This is a genomic window from Paraburkholderia sp. GV068, from assembly GCF_003058125.1.
Classification (GTDB): Bacteria; Pseudomonadota; Gammaproteobacteria; order Burkholderiales; family Burkholderiaceae; genus Paraburkholderia; species Paraburkholderia graminis.
Genome location: NZ_QBUB01000007.1, coordinates 209,270 through 227,112 on the forward strand (window position 1 = coordinate 209,270; position 17,843 = coordinate 227,112).

The window sequence follows — 17,843 nt, forward strand, 5'->3', positions numbered from 1 at the left end:
AAAATCCCCGGCACGCGCAATGCTGCGCCGCTAATGCGGGCCGAAACATTGGAGCCACGCATCACGCCCGCACAAAGAAGCGCGACCCAACGCGCGGTAGTCGGGAGGAAAGATGGATGCGCATGTGCAGTGGACGAAGCACGCTGTTTGCAACAGCGGCGTTGTAATCATCGGATTCGGCAGCATAGCGAGTTCGCTTTTACCGGTGCTTTTAAGACACATCGAGGTGAGCCCAAAAGACGTGACCGTGGTGTGTCCGCCTGGTAATGACACGGCGATCGCCCATGAATGCGGCGTGCATGTCGTCGAGCAGGCGCTCAGCGAAGACAACTTCGAGACACTGCTTACGGCATATGTGACGAAAGGCACGCTGCTGGTCAACCTGTCCGTCAATGTGTCGAGCGAATCGCTGATTCGCTTTTGCTGGTCTCGCGACGCGCTCTATCTCGATACGTCCATCGAACCGTGGGAAGGCGGATCAACCGATCCCGACCGTCCTCCATCACGGCGCAGCAATTACGCACTGCGCGAGGCGGTGCTGGCTTTTCGCCTCGACAAGCGCGACGGCCCGACAGCGGTTTTGACGCAAGGCGCGAACCCTGGGCTCGCTTCGGCTTTCGTCAAACAGGCGCTGGTCGACATGGCGGAGAACAGCGGCATCCAGCCGACCGCGCTCGACAGCTACGAAGATTGGGCCGTGCTCGCGCAGCGCCTCGACATCAAGGCGATTCACGTCGCTGAACAGGACTGGCAGTTCTCCGAACGCCGCAAGGCGCGCAACGAGTTCGTCAACACCTGGTCCGTCGATGCCTTCGTCGAAGAAGGCATGCAGCCGGCGGAACTGGGCTGGGGCACGCATGAGCGTCATTGGCCCGCCGACGCACAGCGTCATGGGTTCGGCAGCGATGCGGCGATCTATCTGCAACGGCCGGGACTTGCCACGCGCGTACGCAGTTGGACGCCGCTCGCCGGCAGCTATCAGGGCTTTCTTGTCACGCATGGCGAGTCGATCTCGATCGCGGACCATCTGACATTGCGCAAGGACGGCGAGGTCGTGTATCGCCCGACGGTTCACTATGCGTATCGTCCGTGCGACGACGCGCTGCTGTCGATCGAGGAATTCGCCGGACGTGGCTGGCGCATGCAGGACAACAAGCGGATCATGCGCGACGAAATCGTCGACGGCGCCGACGAACTCGGCGTGCTGCTGATGGGCAACGACAAAGGCGTTTACTGGTACGGCTCGCGGCTGACCACGCCGCAAGCCCGGCGCCTCGCGCCGCATAACACCGCGACGAGCCTCCAGGTGGTGGCCGGCATCATGGGCGGCATCGTGTGGGCACTCGAGAATCCGCGGGCCGGCGTGGTCGAACCCGACGACATCGACTATCGGACGGTGATGCGGGTCGCTCGTCCGTACCTGGGCGAACTCGTCGGCGTGTACGACACATGGACGCCGCTCGACCAGCGCTCGCCGCTTTTCGACACGCCGTACGACGAGGACCCCTGGCAGTTTCTCAACGTACGGGTTCCGTGGTGAACCGATACCTGGAGCGCAGCCTATGTCGTCGCTGCTGAACAAGGAGCTTGGCGTCGTCGAGGACTCGTATTACGAGGCGAGCGTCACGCGTCCGCAACCGAGCGCGCCGCTGCAGCAAAAGCTGTCCGTGGATGTGTGCGTGATCGGCGGCGGCTACGCGGGCGTTTCGTGCGCGTTGGAACTGGCCGGGCGCGGCTTCGACGTCGCGCTGCTGGAAGCGCAGCGCATCGGCTGGGGCGCGTCGGGCCGCAATGGCGGGCAGGCGATTGTCGGCTTCGGCGCGGAAGGAGAAGACGCGATCGAGCAGCAGTGCTCGCGCGAGATCGCGCGCAAGGCCTGGGACGTGTCGCTCGAAGGTCTGCGCCTGCTCGAAGAGCGTCTCGCGCGTTATGACATCGAATGCCATTATCGGCGCGGTTATCTGACGCTCGCCGTCAACGATCGGAAGGCGCGCAAACTCAAGGAGTGGATGGAGCGCACACAGGACCGGTATGCGTATCCGCTCGAATGGCTGGATCGGTCGGCGCTTCGTTCGCATATCGCCACGCAAAGATTTTCTGCCGGCGTGTATGACGGCGGGTCCGGTCATCTGCATCCGCTGCTGTACTGCCTCGGTCTCGGCGAAGCGGCGCGGCAAGCGGGAGTCAAGGTCTTCGAAAATTCAGCGGTGTCCCGGCTCGAACGCGGCGCGCGGCCCGTCGTGAAGACAGCCGAAGGCGCGGTGTCGTGCGACCGCGTGGTGATCGCCGGCAACGTTTATCTCGGCGAATTCGGCGATCATCCGGCGCCCGAGATCGAGGCGCGGATCATGCCGGTGGGCACCTACATGGTCGCCACCGAGCCGCTTTCCGACGCATTCGCCAACGAGCTCATGCCGGGCCGAGCCGCGGCGTCGGACAACAATCTCATCCTCGATTACTTCCGGCTGAGCGCCGATAACCGGCTGTTGTTCGGCGCCGGAGAAAGCTATGACGCCACGACGCCGCGTAATCTGATCGACAGGATGCGGGATCGGATCACGGGCGTTTTCCCGCAACTCGCCGATGTCGGCATCGACTACGCGTGGGGCGGTTTCGTCGACGTCACCATGAACCGCGCGCCGGACCTCGGCCGGATCGGCGCGAACATTTACTACGTGCAAGGCTTTTCCGGGCACGGTCTGGTGTTCGCGGGAATGGCCGGGAAGATTCTCGCCGACGCGATCGCGGGCGACGCGTCGACCTTCGACGTGTTCAGCCGCATCCGGCATCGGCGCTTCCCCGGCGGCAAGGCGCTTCGCACGCGGGCTCTGGTGCTGGGCATGTGGTACTACAAGCTGCGCGAGCTTTTGTAGGGCAACGCCGTCAGAGACGCGAAGCCGATCGCTACGCGCCCGCTCGCCGTCACGCGCTATACCGCACCGGCAGCGCCGTCGAATATTTGATCTGCTCCATCGCGAAGCTCGAACTGACGTCGTACAGCGGCACGGCGGCGATCAACAGCTTGTACACGCGGTCGTAGTCGTCGATGTCGGAAACCACCACGCGCAGCAGGTAATCCGTCTCGCCGCTCATCCGGTAAACCTCCACCACTTCGGGAATGTCCTGCACCGCCTGCGTGAAAGTCTGCGCCCACGCCTGCGTGTGCTGATTCGTGCGCACGGCGACGAACACGGTCGTGCCGACGCCAAGCTTGCGCGCATCGCACAGCGCCACTTGCCCACGGATCACACCGGTCTCCTTCAGACGCTGCAGCCGCTTCCAGCACGGCGTTTGCGACAGATTCACGCGCTGCGCCAGTTCGGCAATCGGCATGGTCGCGTCTTCCTGCAGCAACTCGAGCAGTTTCCTGTCGATGATGTCCATTCCCATCGTCTCACCCCTTTAGCAAATTTTTCTACTTTTCAGATTGATGGGGGAATTATATGGAAACTCTTTCTCCGGACAAAACGGTATAAATCCTGATCCGAAGAAAAACACGGCAGCCAGTGCCGTTCAACGACCGTGACTCACAACCTCGCTTCCTCCGCCGCCCTCCTCGATACGTTCGCACAAGCTTGCGCCGCGCACGATCTGCCTTCGCGCGCCGCTCAGCCCGCGCCTCTCGCCCGCCTGTGCGATGCGCTCGACGCCATGTTCGAAGCGTGCGCCCAATTTGCCGAGCCTTCGCATTCGAGCTTCTTCGCGCGCAGCATGCGTATCGCGCTCGCGGAAGCGGCTGCGGACGCCGCGCTGCTGACGCCCGCGCAGCGCGAAGGATCTAGTGAGAACTACCGCCGTCATCTGCTCGCCGCCGATCCGCACGGCCGCTATGCGGTCGCCGCGCTTGTCTGGCAGCCGCATCAGGCGAGCCCCGTGCATGCGCATCACACATGGTGCGGATACGCGGTGATCGACGGCGCGTTGAGCGAAACGGTTTTTGAGTGGAACGAGCGCGAGCAGTGTGCGAGCGCTGAACGCACGCAGGCGCGCAGGCAAGGCGCGGTGTCGTTCGTGCGAGGCGGCCGCGGCAGCATTCATCGGCTGCAAAATTGCAGCGATGCGCCGGCCGTGTCGCTGCATATTTACGGCGTGCCCGGCGCGCGCATCGCCACGCATGTCAACGATGTAGTGCGCGCCGCGCCCGTGCTCGTCTGACAGCGGCACGGCGAGCACGGGCAAGGCACGAACAGGCGCACGCACATACGTACACACACGCACAAAACTTCGCGCCCTCTGCCCTCGCCGAATAATCAGCTCTTGCCTTCGCCCGCCGTGGGAACCTGCGGCGGAATCGGCGCCGTTTGCGCGGTCGCCGGCGGCGCCGGCCGTGGTTCATGCGACACGTCGCGCGCCACCGCTACCGCCGGATGCGCGCCGCGCATCGGCAGCGTTTTCTCCGTGTGCGGGCGAGCATGGCCGGACTCGTGGCCGTGCTCTTCATGTCCGGTTTCGTCCGGTGTACTGTCGTCGCGCCACGGCTGCCCCTCGCTGTCTTTCGACGACGTGAACAAGCGCATCTGCGGCACCGGAATCTCGATGCCGGCTTCGTCCATCTTGCGCTTGAGCCGCGCATTGAACGCCCGCGCCACGCTCCATTGCTGCAGCGGCCGCGTCTTGATCTGCCCTTTGACGACCATCCAGTTCGGATCGAAACGGTCGAGGCCCCACACTTCGATCGGCCCGAGCATCTCACGCCGGTAACGGAAGTCGGCCATCAGGTCGGCGCCGACTTCGCGGATCATCTGCGTGATTTCATCGACGTCGGTAGAGAACGACATGCGCACTTCGAACACGGCATACGCGAAGTCGCGCGACAGGTTCTTGACGATCTTGATCTGCGAGAACGGAATGGCGTGAATCGCGCCCTGACCGTCGCGCAGGCGCACCGTGCGGATCGACAGATGCTCGACCGTGCCCGCATGGCCGCCGTCCACATCGATCCAGTCGCCCACTGAAATCGTGTCTTCGATGATGATGAAAAGCCCCGTGATCAGGTCGGTCACGAGCGACTGCGCGCCGAAGCCGATCGCGAGACCGATCACGCCGGCGCCTGCGAGCAGCGGCGTCACGTTGATGCCGAGATTCGCCGCGGTGACGATGCCCGCGATCGTCATGATGCTCACGAGCAGCACGTTGCGCACGAGCGGCAACATCGTGCGCGCCCGCGTGCTCGGGTTGCGCGACTTGTTGCGCGAGCTGCCGGGATTGAGCGCCTCCGTGATCGCGGTGTCGACGAGAATCCACAGCAGCCACGCGATGAACACCGTCGCGACGATCGCGGTCACCGCATGTGCGATGCCGCGCGCCGCGACGTTTTCCTCGACGACCGCGGCCAGCGACACGCCCCACAAACGCGCCGCCAGTTCGAAGAAAAACAGCCAGATGAAAAGCGTCAGCAACGTGCCGCAAAAACGCAGCAAGCGCGTGAGGTACGGCGAGCGGCGCCGCGCGCGCGGACTGCGCGGGCGCGTCATGCGCAGGACGATGGCCGACAGGAAGAACGCGAGCACGAGCAACAGCGCGGTCACCACCGAAATCTGCAGCACGTTTTCGCTCGACCCCGAACCGCCAAGCGTGGCGACCACGGACGCCGTCGCCAGCACGAGGACCGGCACGTGCCACAGCGCGGCGAGCACCTCGAAGGCGTCGGTCGCGGCCTTGTGATCGTTGCGCTGTTCGTAAGGCCGGTTGCGGATCAGGTGCGCGACCGGCCGGCGAAACGCCAGCGCGAAATAGCCGGCGAGCACGGCGGCCGTCATGTTGGCGGCGGTCGAAACGAGTGCGGCCAGGTTGGTGCCGAGTTGATGCGCGACGTCGTAATTGACCGCCGCGTCGCCGAGCGCGCCGAACACGCCGACCGCGAACAGCAGGCGCCGCGCATGATCGATCAGCAGACGCACGGCGATGCGCCGGTGCCCCGAGCCGAACAGCGAAAACATGATCAGGCAGATCGCCGAAAACACCGCGCCCGCGACGATCGCATAGGCGACCACCATGCCGAGCGTGCGGCCGAGCGCATCGGGCATCGCGCGCACGAACAGCAGCGCGGCGACGAACGCGATGATCCACGGCCCCACGCGCCGCAACGCGAAGACGAGCAGCTCGCGTGTCGTCGGATTGGGATTCAGTCCCATCACGATGCCGAGGCGCCGGTACAGCCGCTGCTGCAAATAGATCAGCGCGGCCGCGCATGCGCCCCAGCCGGCCAGCATCGCGAACATCGACAGGAGAATGCGGCCGAAGCTCTCCGGCCCCTGCCCGGAGATGATGGTGTAAAGCTCGTTGCCGGCCGCGTTGAAGCGCCCGCCCCAGTAGCGCACGGGCGTACGGCCCTGATGCATGTCCGATTCGAACGACGCGATGCCCGACGCAATCGCGCCGAGCAAGCCGGGACTCGGCTGCGCGGGCGCCGGCGCGAGCGGACCGACGGTGCGCGAGACGTCGCGCAGTTTTTTGAGTTGCGCGACGAGCGCGGTGCGCTGGCGGTCGTTGTCGAGCGTGGCGATGACGCTGTCGAGCGAACGCGCGATTTCCGCCTGGCTCGCGGGCGACGGCGCCGACGCGGCCTCGGCCGCCGATGCGCCGGACGCCTCCGACGCGGGCGCGACCGTCGCGCTGTTGATCAGGCTCTGCAACGCGGGAATGACGGGCGTGCTGCTGGCTGCAGTGCCGGCGGCGTGCGCGCCGAGAGGCAGCGATGCGATGCAGACGAGAAGCGCGATTCCGATCGCGGCGGGACACGCGCTGATGACGGCACGAAGCCACGCACTGATCGAAGCGCTGATTGAACCGCTTCGCGCCGCATATCTGCGAGCCGACCCGCCCGCGCGCACACGAGCGCCGCCGCGGACGTGCGGCCATCCGACGCAAGCGGAAAGACGAACAAATGCAGCGTGAATCGAAGAAAGCCCGCCGTTTGACGGCGCAGCCTCGGATTCACGCCGCGATGGGCATGACTGCATGGCAATCCGTGAGAAAACGGGAGACGCCAGTGTAGCCTCAGTTGGCGCGCCCGCAACCGGACATGCGTAACGGATTGTTAGGACGCTTGCATGATTTCATGCGTGCAGCGCGCCGCGGAGGGTGACGAGCCGCGGCACCATGCCACCCACGCCGCGCGGCACGCACGCCGCGCAAGCACGCGGCGCCTTCAATAAGCGACCGTCGCGAGCTGACGGATGAAACGGCTCTGCTCGAGTTCGTCGACGAACGCGATCGCGTAATCCTCGGCGGAAATGCGGCTGTTGCCTTCGGCGTCGGCGATCAGCGAGTTCGTGCCGGTGCGGAACGTACCCGTGCGCTCACCCGGCGCGATGATCGCGGCCGGCGAAAAGAACGTCCAGTCGAGATCGGCGACGCTGCGGTAGTAGCCGAGCGCATCGCGATGCGCGAGCGCGACGGCCTTGTAGGCATCCGGGAAACCTTCGCTATCGACGAGCTGTTTGCCGGGCGCGACTTCGAGCGAGCCCGCGCCGCCCACCACCACGAGCCGCTTCACGCCCGCCGCGCGCACACCTTCGACCAGCGCGCGAGTCGCCTTGTCCAGCACGCCGACGTCGCCTTGCGGCGGCGCATATGCGCTCGCCACCACATCGTGACCGCGCACCGCTGCGCCCACGCTCGCCGCGTCGAGCAGATCGGCCTGCGCCGCTTTGAGATTGGGCACGTCGGCCGGAACGCGCGCGGGATTGCGCGCAAGCGCCGTGACCTGATGCCCGCGACGCGCCGCTTCGGCCGCAATTCGCGAACCGATCATGCCGGTCGCGCCGAACAATGCGATCTTCAACTGCCTGCTCATTTCAATGCTCCTGTCATTTGTTTATATGTAACCAAGATGATTACATATATGCCGCAAAAAAGAGGGGCCTCGGCCCCCGTCTGTCATTCCGCGCTTATTGCGCGCTCATTGCATGCGCATTAGCAATCATCGGCGAACGCGGTTTCTGCGCCAAGCACCCGCGTCATCCATGCGGCCGCCGCTTGCGTTCGCGCGCTCGCTCCGCGCGCAGCAAGTCCGCCGTCGCGTCGGCCAACGTGCGCTGCGCGAGCGACGCCTCCATCGCCTGCTGCGCTTCGTCGATGATTCCGCGCAGCACGACCTGGATGTTGCGCCCCACCATGCACGCCGGATTCGGCTCCTCGCGATGAAGCGCGAAGAGCTGCGCGTCGTCGACTGCGCGGTACACGTCGAGCAGCGAAATCTGCTCGGGCGCGCGGGCGAGCAGCGCGCCGCCGCCCGCGCCGAGCTGCGAGGTCGTGAGGCCGGCTTCGGCCAGCATGGTCAAAAGCCGCCGGATCAGCGCGGGATTCGTATTCACGCTGCCCGCGATCATCTCCGACGAAAGCGGCGTGCCCTCCTGCAAAGACAACAGCGCGAGCACATGCACCGCAAATGCAAACCGGCTACTGGTGTTCACAACAACCCGCCCTGCGACGACAATGTGTAACCATAGTAATTACATTTATCGGCACTGTCAAACCCGTCCGCTCTTCCCGGCCGAACGCACGAACGCGCGCGATGGAATCGGCTCACGCGCATCTCACTTGTCCATCTGCTTTTGCGCATCGCCGCCGTAGCCCGAACCGGACGACGAAGCCGCTGCGCTCGTCGACGAAGCCGAGCTTTGCGCCGACCACTGCTGCAGTTTGCGCCCCGCGTTTTCCAGGCTCTCGCCGGTCAGCGACGCGGCTTTGCCGAGCTGCGCCTGCGCCGCGCTGGCGGCGTTCTGCAGATTGGCCTGAGCGCTCGACGCGAGCGCATTCGGATCGATCGTGACCGTCGGCGCCGAAGCCGATTGAATGTTCTGCTGCGCCGCGGATTTGGTTTCGTCGACCTTCTGGCCGACGTAGCTCGCGGCCTGATCGAGCTTCTGCGACGCGGCCTGCGCGGCGTCGTTGAGCTTGCCGGCAACCTGCCCCGCCGACGCATCGTTCTTCTGGCAGGCCGCGAGACCGGCGAATACGAACAGGACCACGGCGGCACGGCGCAGCAACGGCGAACGGATGGATGAATTCATGTGTGTATGTGAACCGCGCGAAGCGGCCTCTCTGACGAAAACGCGCTCATCATACGCTGTTGCCGCCGCCTGCCGGACAACGGCTTCATGCGCGATAAATCGACGCGCACGGCGGGCGGCGGCCGTCGCGGTTCTGTCAAAGCTTGTGCGGTAGACTGGCCAACGCAATCGAGCATTGCTGTGTTCACTTGACCCACTGGAGGCATACGATGGCGGCAAAGAAGATTCTGTTTCTCACCGGCGATTTCGCCGAGGATTACGAAACGATGGTGCCGTTTCAGGCGCTGCAGGCAGTCGGACACGTGGTCGACGCGGTGTGCCCGGACAAGAAGGCCGGCGACCGGATCAAGACCGCGATTCATGATTTCGAGGGCGATCAGACCTACACCGAAAAGCCGGGGCATCTGTTCGCGCTGAACGCATCGTTCGAAGACGCCGATCCGCGTCAGTACGATGCGCTCGCGATTGCCGGCGGGCGCGCGCCCGAGTATCTGCGGCTCAATCCGAAAGTCATCGACATCGTGCGGCAGTTCGCCGAAGCCGGCAAACCGATCGCCGCGATCTGTCACGCCGCGCAGTTGCTCGCGGCCGCGGACGTGATCCGCGGCAAGCGCATCTCCGCGTATCCGGCCTGCGCGCCCGAGGTGAAGCTGGCCGGCGGCGAGTACGCCGACATTCCCGTCGACGCCGCGATCACCGACGGCAACTTCGTGACGGCGCCCGCGTGGCCCGCGCATCCCGAATGGCTGCGTCAATTCCTCGTTCTGCTCGGCACGCGTATCGAGCTTTGAGCCGGCTCAAATGCCGCGGGCGGCCACGGCGGTCGCGCGCGGCATTTGAGAGTCGTCCTATGGTTCGCGCCGGAGGGCCTTCCTATAGTCACGGGCTGACTTGTGGAGCGCTTTTCGATGGAACTTACCGACTGGATCGTCATTCTCGCCGTCGCGTTGATCGCGATTGCTTTTCGCTGCGCGCGCACGCCGGCCGGCTGGGCTCGTGAAAACCGCGCGCGGCGCCTCGCCGGCACGCGAATGCTGGTGCTGGCAGCCTGCTCGGTCTGGGCGGCTTTGTTGATTCTGGCGCGCTGCGTGTTCGCGCTCGACGGCCTGCTCGGCCTGCGCCCCACGCTCTACCAGGTGCTCGTCGTGGTCGCCGTTCTGCTTGCCTGCGCGTGCTACTGGTCGGTTCGCGGCCGGCAACTGCTGAAGTCGCGCCGTTTGTTTGCTTCTTGCTGAGCTGATGTAGCCTGCGGTCACGCTGGCCCACCATCCTGATCGGTTCCGAGCCATCACCTCGGTTTCCGCTTCACGCAACCTTCCTGATTTTCGATTCGCTCGCGCCTGCGCCGTCCGCAGGCCGTCGCGGGTGCTCCCGCATCACCCGCTCGACTGCAACCCACGTCAGCCCTTACGGGCCCATCCGCAGATTCCCCGGCTTGTCCATCGCCTGATCGTTGGCCGCCACGGATAGCGGTCGCCCGCCGCGCCCTTCACCGCCTTCACGCGCTCGCCCCGCCGCCGGCCGGGCCCCCGCTTCGGGCAGCGACAGATAGAACGTCGTGCCCACGCCTTCGGCCGACTCCGCCCAGACCCGCCCGCCGTGCCGCTCGACGACGCGCCGCACCAGCGCGAGCCCAATCCCCTCGCCCGCGGCCGCCGTGCCGTGCAAGCGCTGAAACGCGTTGAATAGCCGCGGCAGCGCGATCGCCGGAATGCCCAGGCCGTTGTCGCGCACGTAAAAGATCCGCAGCGACTGAACGCCCGGCGGCGCGGGCGTCGTGCCGATTTCGATCCGGCCTTCGCGCGACGGGTCCAGATAATTCACCGCATTGCCGATCAGATTCGCGAACACCTGCTCGAGCGCGGTCGGATCGCCCCACACGGCCGGCAAGTCGCTCACCTGCACCTGTGCCCGCCGCGCGCGGATCGAGCCCTGCATCGCGTCGATCACGCGCGGCACGATATCGCGCACCTCGACTTTCTGATGCCGGTATTCGACGCGGCCGATGCGCGACAGCCGCAACAACGCGTCGATGATGTGCGACGCGCGCAGCACCGCCGTCTGCAGATAATGCAGCGCTTCGCCGATGTCCTCGTCGACCACGCGCTCGATGCGTTGCCGCATCTGCGCGTCGATCGACGAATCGCTCAGGGCCGCGCGCAGTTCGTCGCACGCGCGGATCAGTTCCTTCGAAAAGCCCTGCAGATTGACGAGCGGCACACGCAGATCATGCGACACGCTGTAGATGAACATCTCGTTTTCCTGCGTCTGCTGCCGCAGCGTCTCGTTGATGCGCGCAAGCTCGTCCGCGCGGCGCGCAAGGTCCGCCTGAAAGCGCGCCTGGATGCGCTCGGCTTCGAGAAGACGCCGGCTGGTCTCGTGCAAGGTCAGGTCGAGTTGCGCGATTTCGTCGTGGCCCGGCCCGATCGGCGCGAGCGGCTCGTTGCCGGCAAGGCGCCCGGCGTTGTCCGACAGGACCGCAAGCCGGCCACGCAAGCCGCGCGTGAAAAGCCACACGGCCAGCGCCACAAACAGCAGAGAGCCGAACACCGCCGCGCCGACCAGCGCCTGTTGCCGCTCGCGCGCGGCGTCGGCGGCATTGGCGCGCTGGCTGTCGAGACGCCGCTCTTCCGCCTGGAAGGCGGCCACCTGCTGGCGAAAGCGGTCGAGCACGTCGGTCTGCGCAAGATCGCCGAAGCGCTCGACGATGTCGTTGCCGCGCCCCGAGCGCAGCATGTCCTGCATGCGGTCGGACCATTGCCGATAGGCCTGCACCGCCTGGCGTACCTGGACGACGCGTTCGACCTCGGCCGGGTTGTCCGAGACGAGTTCCGCGAGCTGATCGATCCGCCGGTCGACATCGACCCAGACGGAGAGCGGTGTCACAAAGTGGTTGTCGCCGGCAAGCACCGCGCCGCGCAGCGCGACAGACTCGCCGAGTACCGGATCGAGAATCGACGTGGTCTGGCGCAGCACTTCCTGACCGTGGACGGCCCAGCGCTCGGCGTCGGCCGCGTCGGACTGCGCCTTGACCAGTCCTGACAGAAGCGCCAGTTCGAAGACCGCCGGAATCGCGATCAGCAGCAGGCCTTTAGTGGTAAGTCGCATGCGAGCGCATTGGAAGGTGGGCCGCCAGTCGTGTACGGGACGGGACATTATGTCGGCGTTTGCTGCGGAAACAAAGGGTCGGGCTAGCGCCCAAACTTTGGCGGCAGGCGTGTCGATGCAGGCTGCAGGTCGGGCTGCACCGATGTGCTCGCACACCTTCAGGCTCGACGCCGCGCCCGTAAGCCGGACGAAAACTTTGGACCCGTAATGGATCATAGGAACCAAAACGGGACGTTTCCGCACATCTTTTGTGCTTGGACGCGTGCATTGAAGGTGCAGACTGCGCGACTCGGGGCTCGCCGTCGCAGGCGACAATCCCAATCCGGTGCCCGTTTGCACTGCGTTCGCCGGACAAGCACCTTTTTGGCCCGCTTCTTGCATCCAATGCCCGACTTTTTGGCATAAGCGGAAACAACCGATGGCTAGCTTGAAAACCGGCACCGATACGCTCTTTCTTTTGCTCGGGGCCGCCATGGTGCTGGCGATGCACGCGGGATTCGCCTTTCTCGAGCTCGGCACCGTGCGCAAGAAGAACCAGGTCAACGCACTGGTCAAGATTCTGGTGGACTTCTCGGTCTCCACGATCGCCTATTTCTTTATCGGCTACACGATCGCGTACGGCGTGCAGTTCTTCGACAACGCCGGGACGCTCGCCGCGCACAACGGCTACGCGCTCGTGCGCTTCTTTTTCCTGCTGACGTTCGCCGCCGCGATTCCCGCGATCGTCTCGGGCGGCATCGCCGAGCGCTCGAAGTTCAATCCGCAGCTTTTCGCGACCTTCGTGCTGGTCGGCTTCGTCTATCCGTTCTTCGAAGGCATCGCGTGGAACGAGCGCTTCGGCGTGCAGGCGTGGATCGCGCAGATGTTCGGCGTGCCGTTCCACGACTTCGCCGGTTCGGTCGTCGTGCACGCGTTCGGCGGCTGGGTCGCGTTGCCGGCCGTGCTGCTGCTCGGCGCGCGCCACGGCCGCTATCACCGCGACGGCGGGATTGCCGCGCATCCGCCGTCGAATATTCCGTTTCTGGCGCTCGGCGCGTGGGTGCTGGCCGTCGGCTGGTTCGGCTTTAACGTGATGAGCGCGCAGACCGTCGACAAGATCAGCGGACTCGTCGCCGTCAATTCGCTGATGGCGATGGTCGGCGGCACGCTGACCGCCTGGCTCGCGGGCCGCAACGATCCGGGCTTCACGTACAACGGGCCGCTCGCCGGGCTGGTCGCCGTATGCGCCGGCTCGGACCTGATGCATCCGCTCGGCGCACTCGTCACGGGCGGCATCGCCGGCGTGCTGTTCGTCTATATGTTCACGTGCGTGCAAAACCGCTGGCGCATCGACGACGTGCTCGGCGTGTGGCCGCTGCACGGTCTGTGCGGCGCGTGGGGCGGCGTCGCGGCGGGCATCTTCGGCTTGCGGGCGCTCGGCGGAATGGGCGGCGTGTCGTTCGGCGCGCAGGTGCTCGGCACGCTCGGCGGGATTGTCGTGGCGACGCTCGGCGGCACGCTCGTGTACGGCGCGATTCGCCTGACGGTGGGCCTGCGGCTCGACCAGGAGGACGAATACAACGGAGCCGACCTGTCGATCCACAAGATTTCCGCGACGCCGGAGCGCGAAAGCCTCGGCTGACGCAGCGGCTCGCGTGGGCGCAAGCCAATGCTCGTGGGCAAGCCGCGGCCTGGTCCGACCTGTCCCCATAGAGCCGCCGAATGTTAGACTTGCGCGCTGGAGATGGCATTCTCCAATGGGTGTCCGGCGTGCGCTTCAACGCACACGCTCGCGCCAATCCATTAACCGCCTCGTGCTGATGATGCCTGCTTCCCCGGACCCATGCGGAGGCGGCATCGCGTCTTCCCGCTCAGCCCGGCTTGTCGACTCCGGTTTCAGCAAAGTCCACTCATGTACTGGTCCATCTTGGCCGTCGCTATCGGCGGTGCGCTCGGTTCGCTGTTTCGCTGGTTTCTCGGCCTGCGTCTGAATGCGCTATTTCCGTCGCTGCCGCTCGGCACCTTTGCCGCCAATGTGATCGCCGGCTACGTGATCGGCGTGGCCGTCGCCGGCTTTGCGCGCGCGCCGCAGATCGCGCCGGAATGGCGGCTCTTCGTGATCACCGGGATGATGGGCGGACTCTCCACCTTCTCGACCTTCTCCGCCGAAGTCGTGCAGCATCTGCAGGACGGCCGCCTCGGCTGGGCCGCGGGCGAAGTCGCGATCCACGTCGGCGCATCGCTTTGCATGACGGTTCTCGGCATCGCCACGGTCGCGCTTTTATCGCGTTGAGAGAGCGGTTTTGCCGCCGGGCGGGCACATCGCTTGCGCACCTTCGGACGCACCCTTTTCGTTAAGGAGGTGAAAGATGGGCTCAATCAACCCGCAAGGCGCCACTCGAGGCGGAGCGAAGATTGTCGGCGGCGGCATCGGCGAAGGTCCGGGGCCGGAAGTCATGGCGGCTGCCACGCTGGACGGAACGAAGGTGATGTCGTCGGATGGTGAACATGTCGGCAAGATCTCCGACATCATGCTCGACGTGCGCAACGGACGCATCGCCTACGCGGTGCTGTCGGAAGGCGGTTTTCTCGGGATGGGCGCGAACCTGCACGCCATTCCGTGGAGTGCGCTGACGCTCGACACCGACCAGAAGTGCTTCTTCGTCGACATCACCGCACAGCGCCTGAAGGACGACCCGGGTTTCGACAAGGACCACTGGCCGTCGATGGCCGACCGTGCCTGGGGCGAATCGACGTACAGCTACTACAACCGGGAACCGTATTGGTCCGCGACACGCGGCGTCGTCGAGGACGACCCGGCCATCCGGCCAAGCGAACACTAATGCAGGATGACGCTCGCGAAGGAGCGCGCGTCTGACTGACCATGCCACCGCGTCGCAATGCGGTGGCATGGATCGCGCGCAAGCAACGCACGATCCCTCTTCACATGGCGCAACGCGCGTGAGTTAGCGCGCAGCCAGCATGCCGATGATGAGCCCGCCGATCAGCGCCATCGTCACCGCTTTCCACGGACTGTCGTGAACGAAATCATCGGTCGATTCGGACACGACGCGATATTTCGTTTTGACCACGTCCTGCGCGTCAGCAAGTTTGTCCTTCAATTCCGAGAGTTTCATCGTGCTGCGGGCACGCAATTCGTCGCTGCCGTTGGGTCGTCCCGCGAGGCTGTCGTCGCGCGACGCATCGGCGGAACCGGAACTGGTGGATTGATAAGACTCGGCCATTTTCAACCTCCCTCTCTTTGCGTTGAGTGGACAACGTTCAGCAAACCTTGTGCCTCGCGTGCGGCTTATCGTTATTAGTTAGGATGGCGATGCTTTTTTACTGCGCACGCAAATGTCTGATCAGTGACTGCGCCCCAGCAGACGACGGCATCTATGCCGAAGCCGGCCGCACAGGCACAGCCATTGCGCTCCGTGAAGGCCGGCCGCATTGGCCGGTACGAACGAGGAGCGACACATGAGCATTTTTTCAAGCATTCTCAACAAGATTTTCCCGCACGATCATCCGGCCAACACCGGCTCCGGCGCAGCGGCCGGCGCGGCGGCCTCGCCCACTGCGGCACCCGGCAGCGCGAGCGCTCCGGCGGGCACGCCGGCCACGCCATCCACCACGGCCGCCGGCAATTCGCAACCGCCTGTCACGCCGATGCCGACCGTCGACGTCGAAGCGGTGCTCGCGAAAATGCAGGAAAGCAGCGGCGAAAAGTTGAACTGGCGCACATCGATTGTCGATCTGCTGAAACTGCTCGGTCTCGACAGCAGCCTTGCCGCGCGTAAGGAGCTCGCGTCGGAACTGCACTACACCGGCAGCACGGAAGACTCGGCCGCGATGAACATGTGGCTGCACAAGCAGGTCATGCAGAAGCTCGCGGAGAACGGCGGCAAGGTGCCGGACGATCTGAAGAGCTGATAGGCCGGCGCGATAGTTGGTGTGCAACGCCGCGGTCACCCGCGGCTTTTCGCGCGACCGATTGCTACAACGTCTTCCTCATGCAAGCGGCAGTCGCCGGACACAGTTGCGCGAACTGCGTGGTGGACTTCACTTCCGCGGCCACTTTGCTTCTGTCGACATCCACGTAGCCCATGCGCCTGAAGAACCCGGCCGCGGTCGTCGTAAGCAGCCACAAGTCGGATATGTCCGACGCTCGCGCCATCGACTCTGCATGAGCGACCAGCATGGTGCCCAATCGCGCGTGACGAGCGGTCCGCGCGACTGCCAGCGAGCGTAGCAACGCATCGACTCCCAACCGCTCGAGCCCAACGCTGCCGACAATCCTCCCACCCTCGTCTTCCGCGACGAGGAAGTCCGCGAGCATGGCTGCATTCACATCGGCGACCGGGAGTTCGTTTTCTGCGAGCAATGCCTTGATGGCCTCAAGGTCTTCGCTTTGTGCAGCGCGCATCTTCATAGTCGATGTTGTCCCCTGTGACGATCCCTGAAGCGAAGTCAGGCGGCTCGGACTGTCGCGTGTCGGCTAAACCGGATAGCCGCAAAGAAAGCAATTGCCGACAGTATCGAGACGAGAAACACTGTCCACTCGACGGCCACGTAACCGTGCGTAAAGCTCCATATGCTGGCAGCGGCAATCGGTGCTACGCCCTTCGCAACGTTGGACGGAAACGAAAGCATGCCACTGACCGCGCCGTAGCCTTCGGTCCACATCAGGTCCTGAACAATGGTGCCGCGAAGGATCGTCATCATCCCATTCGCAGCGCCGTAGCACAGCGCGAAGAGCCATAGCAGCGCGGCCGAATGACCCGCGCCGATCAGGATAAGCGTCGAGACCGGGAACAACGTCACGATGACGATACCCACCGTGCTGATATGCACCCCTCGACCGAACATGAACCAGATTGCTCGAGCGGCGACCTGCGCCGGTCCGATGAGCGCCATGGTTGTCACGAGCACTGCGTTCGATATGCCGCGCTCGACCATGAGCGGCACGAGATGAAATGTGAGCGCGGCGAACGTCGCGTAGTAGGCGGTGAAGCAGACGGCGAGCGCCCAGAAAACGGGCGAACGAAGCGCGCGTTGCGTAGCGGCATCGTTCGTCTGTTTCACTTCGGCGCTGGTCGGCCGTGCTTCGGCGTCAAGCCTCGATGAACGGATTGCCGCCACGTGAACAGGAAGGCATATAAACACATTCAATGCGGCGAGGACAACAAGCGACGTGCGCCAGCCGACGGCGCCAACGAGGAACTGCGTCAACGGAATAAAGACCGTGCTCGCGAATCCGGCGACCAATGTAATGAGCGTGATCTTGGTGCGGAAGCTTCGCGGATAACGGTGCGTCACGACCGCGAACACCGGGTCATAAAACGTGGCGGCCATCGAAACGCCCAGGCCAATCCACACGACGAAGAGCACCGTCAACGATTGCGCATCGGCCCACAGCAGCAGCATCGCCGCGGCGATGATCGAGCCGAGGGCCATGACGCGGCGGCCAAATCCGTGGTCGATCCAGCGGCCGATCGGATAGGCCGCGACGCCCGAAACGAGTAAGCCCACGGAAAGCGCCGCGTTCATCGCCGTCCGGCTCCAGCCCATGGCCTGCTCCATTGGCACGACCAGCAGCGAAAAGGAATAGTAGACGGAGCCCCACGATACGAGTTGAGCGACGGCTAGTGCCCACGTCACCAGTCTGTCGCGACTGTCCGTTGTTTCTGTGTCGGCTCTTGCGCTCTCGTCCGGATTCGACGTCGTGCTCAATTTTTT

General features: G+C 64.8%; 18 protein-coding genes and 1 riboswitch. Of the genes, 9 read left to right on the forward strand and 9 right to left on the reverse strand.

What is annotated here, in order from left to right:
- Window positions 1-112: 112 nt before the first annotated feature.
- Window positions 113-1,540, forward strand: a complete 1,428-nt coding sequence (locus C8K18_RS16740) for a homospermidine synthase (protein ID WP_107708382.1) — start codon at window positions 113-115, stop codon at window positions 1,538-1,540.
- A gap of 22 nt (window positions 1,541-1,562) precedes the next feature.
- Window positions 1,563-2,873, forward strand: a complete 1,311-nt coding sequence (locus tag C8K18_RS16745) for an FAD-binding oxidoreductase (protein WP_107708383.1) — start codon at window positions 1,563-1,565, stop codon at window positions 2,871-2,873.
- 49 nt (window positions 2,874-2,922) lie between these two features.
- On the opposite strand, the gene C8K18_RS16750 is transcribed toward C8K18_RS16745, so the two are convergent.
- Window positions 2,923-3,390: an Lrp/AsnC family transcriptional regulator gene (locus C8K18_RS16750; protein WP_006052938.1), complete on the reverse strand. Its 468-nt coding sequence runs from the start codon at window positions 3,388-3,390 to the stop codon at window positions 2,923-2,925.
- Window positions 3,391-3,522: 132 nt separating this feature from the next.
- Here C8K18_RS16750 and C8K18_RS16755 point away from each other — a divergent pair, with 132 nt between their 5' ends.
- Complete coding sequence (locus tag C8K18_RS16755) at window positions 3,523-4,155, forward strand: cysteine dioxygenase (protein ID WP_374710133.1); 633 nt, start codon at window positions 3,523-3,525, stop codon at window positions 4,153-4,155.
- 95 nt (window positions 4,156-4,250) lie between these two features.
- On the opposite strand, the gene C8K18_RS16760 is transcribed toward C8K18_RS16755, so the two are convergent.
- From C8K18_RS16760 to C8K18_RS16775, 4 genes are all read right to left on the reverse strand, one after another.
- Window positions 4,251-6,962, reverse strand: a complete 2,712-nt coding sequence (locus C8K18_RS16760) for a mechanosensitive ion channel family protein (protein ID WP_107708384.1) — start codon at window positions 6,960-6,962, stop codon at window positions 4,251-4,253.
- A gap of 188 nt (window positions 6,963-7,150) precedes the next feature.
- Entirely contained in the window at window positions 7,151-7,798 is a 648-nt protein-coding gene (locus C8K18_RS16765) for an NAD(P)-dependent oxidoreductase (RefSeq protein WP_107708385.1), read from the reverse strand.
- Between the two features lie 163 nt (window positions 7,799-7,961).
- Window positions 7,962-8,417, reverse strand: a complete 456-nt coding sequence (locus C8K18_RS16770) for an Rrf2 family transcriptional regulator (RefSeq protein ID WP_006052942.1) — start codon at window positions 8,415-8,417, stop codon at window positions 7,962-7,964.
- A gap of 123 nt (window positions 8,418-8,540) precedes the next feature.
- Window positions 8,541-9,017 carry a hypothetical protein gene (locus C8K18_RS16775; protein ID WP_107708386.1) on the reverse strand — a complete coding sequence of 159 codons (477 nt, stop codon included), beginning with the start codon at window positions 9,015-9,017 and terminating at the stop codon, window positions 8,541-8,543.
- Window positions 9,018-9,226: 209 nt separating this feature from the next.
- Here C8K18_RS16775 and C8K18_RS16780 point away from each other — a divergent pair, with 209 nt between their 5' ends.
- Both C8K18_RS16780 and C8K18_RS16785 read left to right on the forward strand, forming a co-directional pair.
- Window positions 9,227-9,808: a DJ-1/PfpI family protein gene (locus tag C8K18_RS16780; protein ID WP_029969212.1), complete on the forward strand. Its 582-nt coding sequence runs from the start codon at window positions 9,227-9,229 to the stop codon at window positions 9,806-9,808.
- A 117-nt stretch (window positions 9,809-9,925) separates the two neighbouring features.
- A complete protein-coding gene (locus tag C8K18_RS16785; protein ID WP_006052945.1) occupies window positions 9,926-10,252 on the forward strand; it encodes a hypothetical protein in 327 nt (108 codons plus the stop codon).
- 172 nt (window positions 10,253-10,424) lie between these two features.
- Here the strand turns inward: C8K18_RS16785 and C8K18_RS16790 are convergent, their stop codons facing one another.
- On the reverse strand, window positions 10,425-12,125 hold the full coding sequence (locus C8K18_RS16790; protein ID WP_029969211.1) for an ATP-binding protein: 1,701 nt from the start codon (window positions 12,123-12,125) through the stop codon (window positions 10,425-10,427).
- A gap of 418 nt (window positions 12,126-12,543) precedes the next feature.
- Here C8K18_RS16790 and C8K18_RS16795 point away from each other — a divergent pair, with 418 nt between their 5' ends.
- From C8K18_RS16795 to C8K18_RS16805, 3 genes are all read left to right on the forward strand, one after another.
- Complete coding sequence (locus C8K18_RS16795) at window positions 12,544-13,746, forward strand: ammonium transporter (RefSeq protein ID WP_107708387.1); 1,203 nt, start codon at window positions 12,544-12,546, stop codon at window positions 13,744-13,746.
- An 89-nt stretch (window positions 13,747-13,835) separates the two neighbouring features.
- A riboswitch (Fluoride riboswitch) is annotated at window positions 13,836-13,941 on the forward strand.
- A gap of 75 nt (window positions 13,942-14,016) precedes the next feature.
- The gene (gene crcB, locus C8K18_RS16800) at window positions 14,017-14,397 is read left to right on the forward strand and encodes a fluoride efflux transporter CrcB (RefSeq protein ID WP_006052948.1); all 381 of its coding nucleotides are present in this window, start codon (window positions 14,017-14,019) and stop codon (window positions 14,395-14,397) included.
- Between the two features lie 76 nt (window positions 14,398-14,473).
- Complete coding sequence (locus C8K18_RS16805; protein WP_006052949.1) at window positions 14,474-14,947, forward strand: PRC-barrel domain-containing protein; 474 nt, start codon at window positions 14,474-14,476, stop codon at window positions 14,945-14,947.
- A 123-nt stretch (window positions 14,948-15,070) separates the two neighbouring features.
- Here the strand turns inward: C8K18_RS16805 and C8K18_RS16810 are convergent, their stop codons facing one another.
- Window positions 15,071-15,349: a YqjD family protein gene (locus C8K18_RS16810; RefSeq protein WP_029969205.1), complete on the reverse strand. Its 279-nt coding sequence runs from the start codon at window positions 15,347-15,349 to the stop codon at window positions 15,071-15,073.
- A 235-nt stretch (window positions 15,350-15,584) separates the two neighbouring features.
- Here C8K18_RS16810 and C8K18_RS16815 point away from each other — a divergent pair, with 235 nt between their 5' ends.
- A complete protein-coding gene (locus C8K18_RS16815; protein ID WP_006052951.1) occupies window positions 15,585-16,037 on the forward strand; it encodes a DUF3597 domain-containing protein in 453 nt (150 codons plus the stop codon).
- A 64-nt stretch (window positions 16,038-16,101) separates the two neighbouring features.
- Here the strand turns inward: C8K18_RS16815 and arsN2 are convergent, their stop codons facing one another.
- Together arsN2 and C8K18_RS16825 are read right to left on the reverse strand one after the other, a co-directional pair.
- Window positions 16,102-16,530 (reverse strand): arsenic resistance N-acetyltransferase ArsN2, encoded by a 429-nt coding sequence (arsN2, locus tag C8K18_RS16820; protein ID WP_244230980.1) that lies wholly within the window; start codon window positions 16,528-16,530, stop codon window positions 16,102-16,104.
- A gap of 44 nt (window positions 16,531-16,574) precedes the next feature.
- On the reverse strand, window positions 16,575-17,837 hold the full coding sequence (locus tag C8K18_RS16825) for an MFS transporter (RefSeq protein ID WP_181324918.1): 1,263 nt from the start codon (window positions 17,835-17,837) through the stop codon (window positions 16,575-16,577).
- Window positions 17,838-17,843 lie beyond the last annotated feature (6 nt).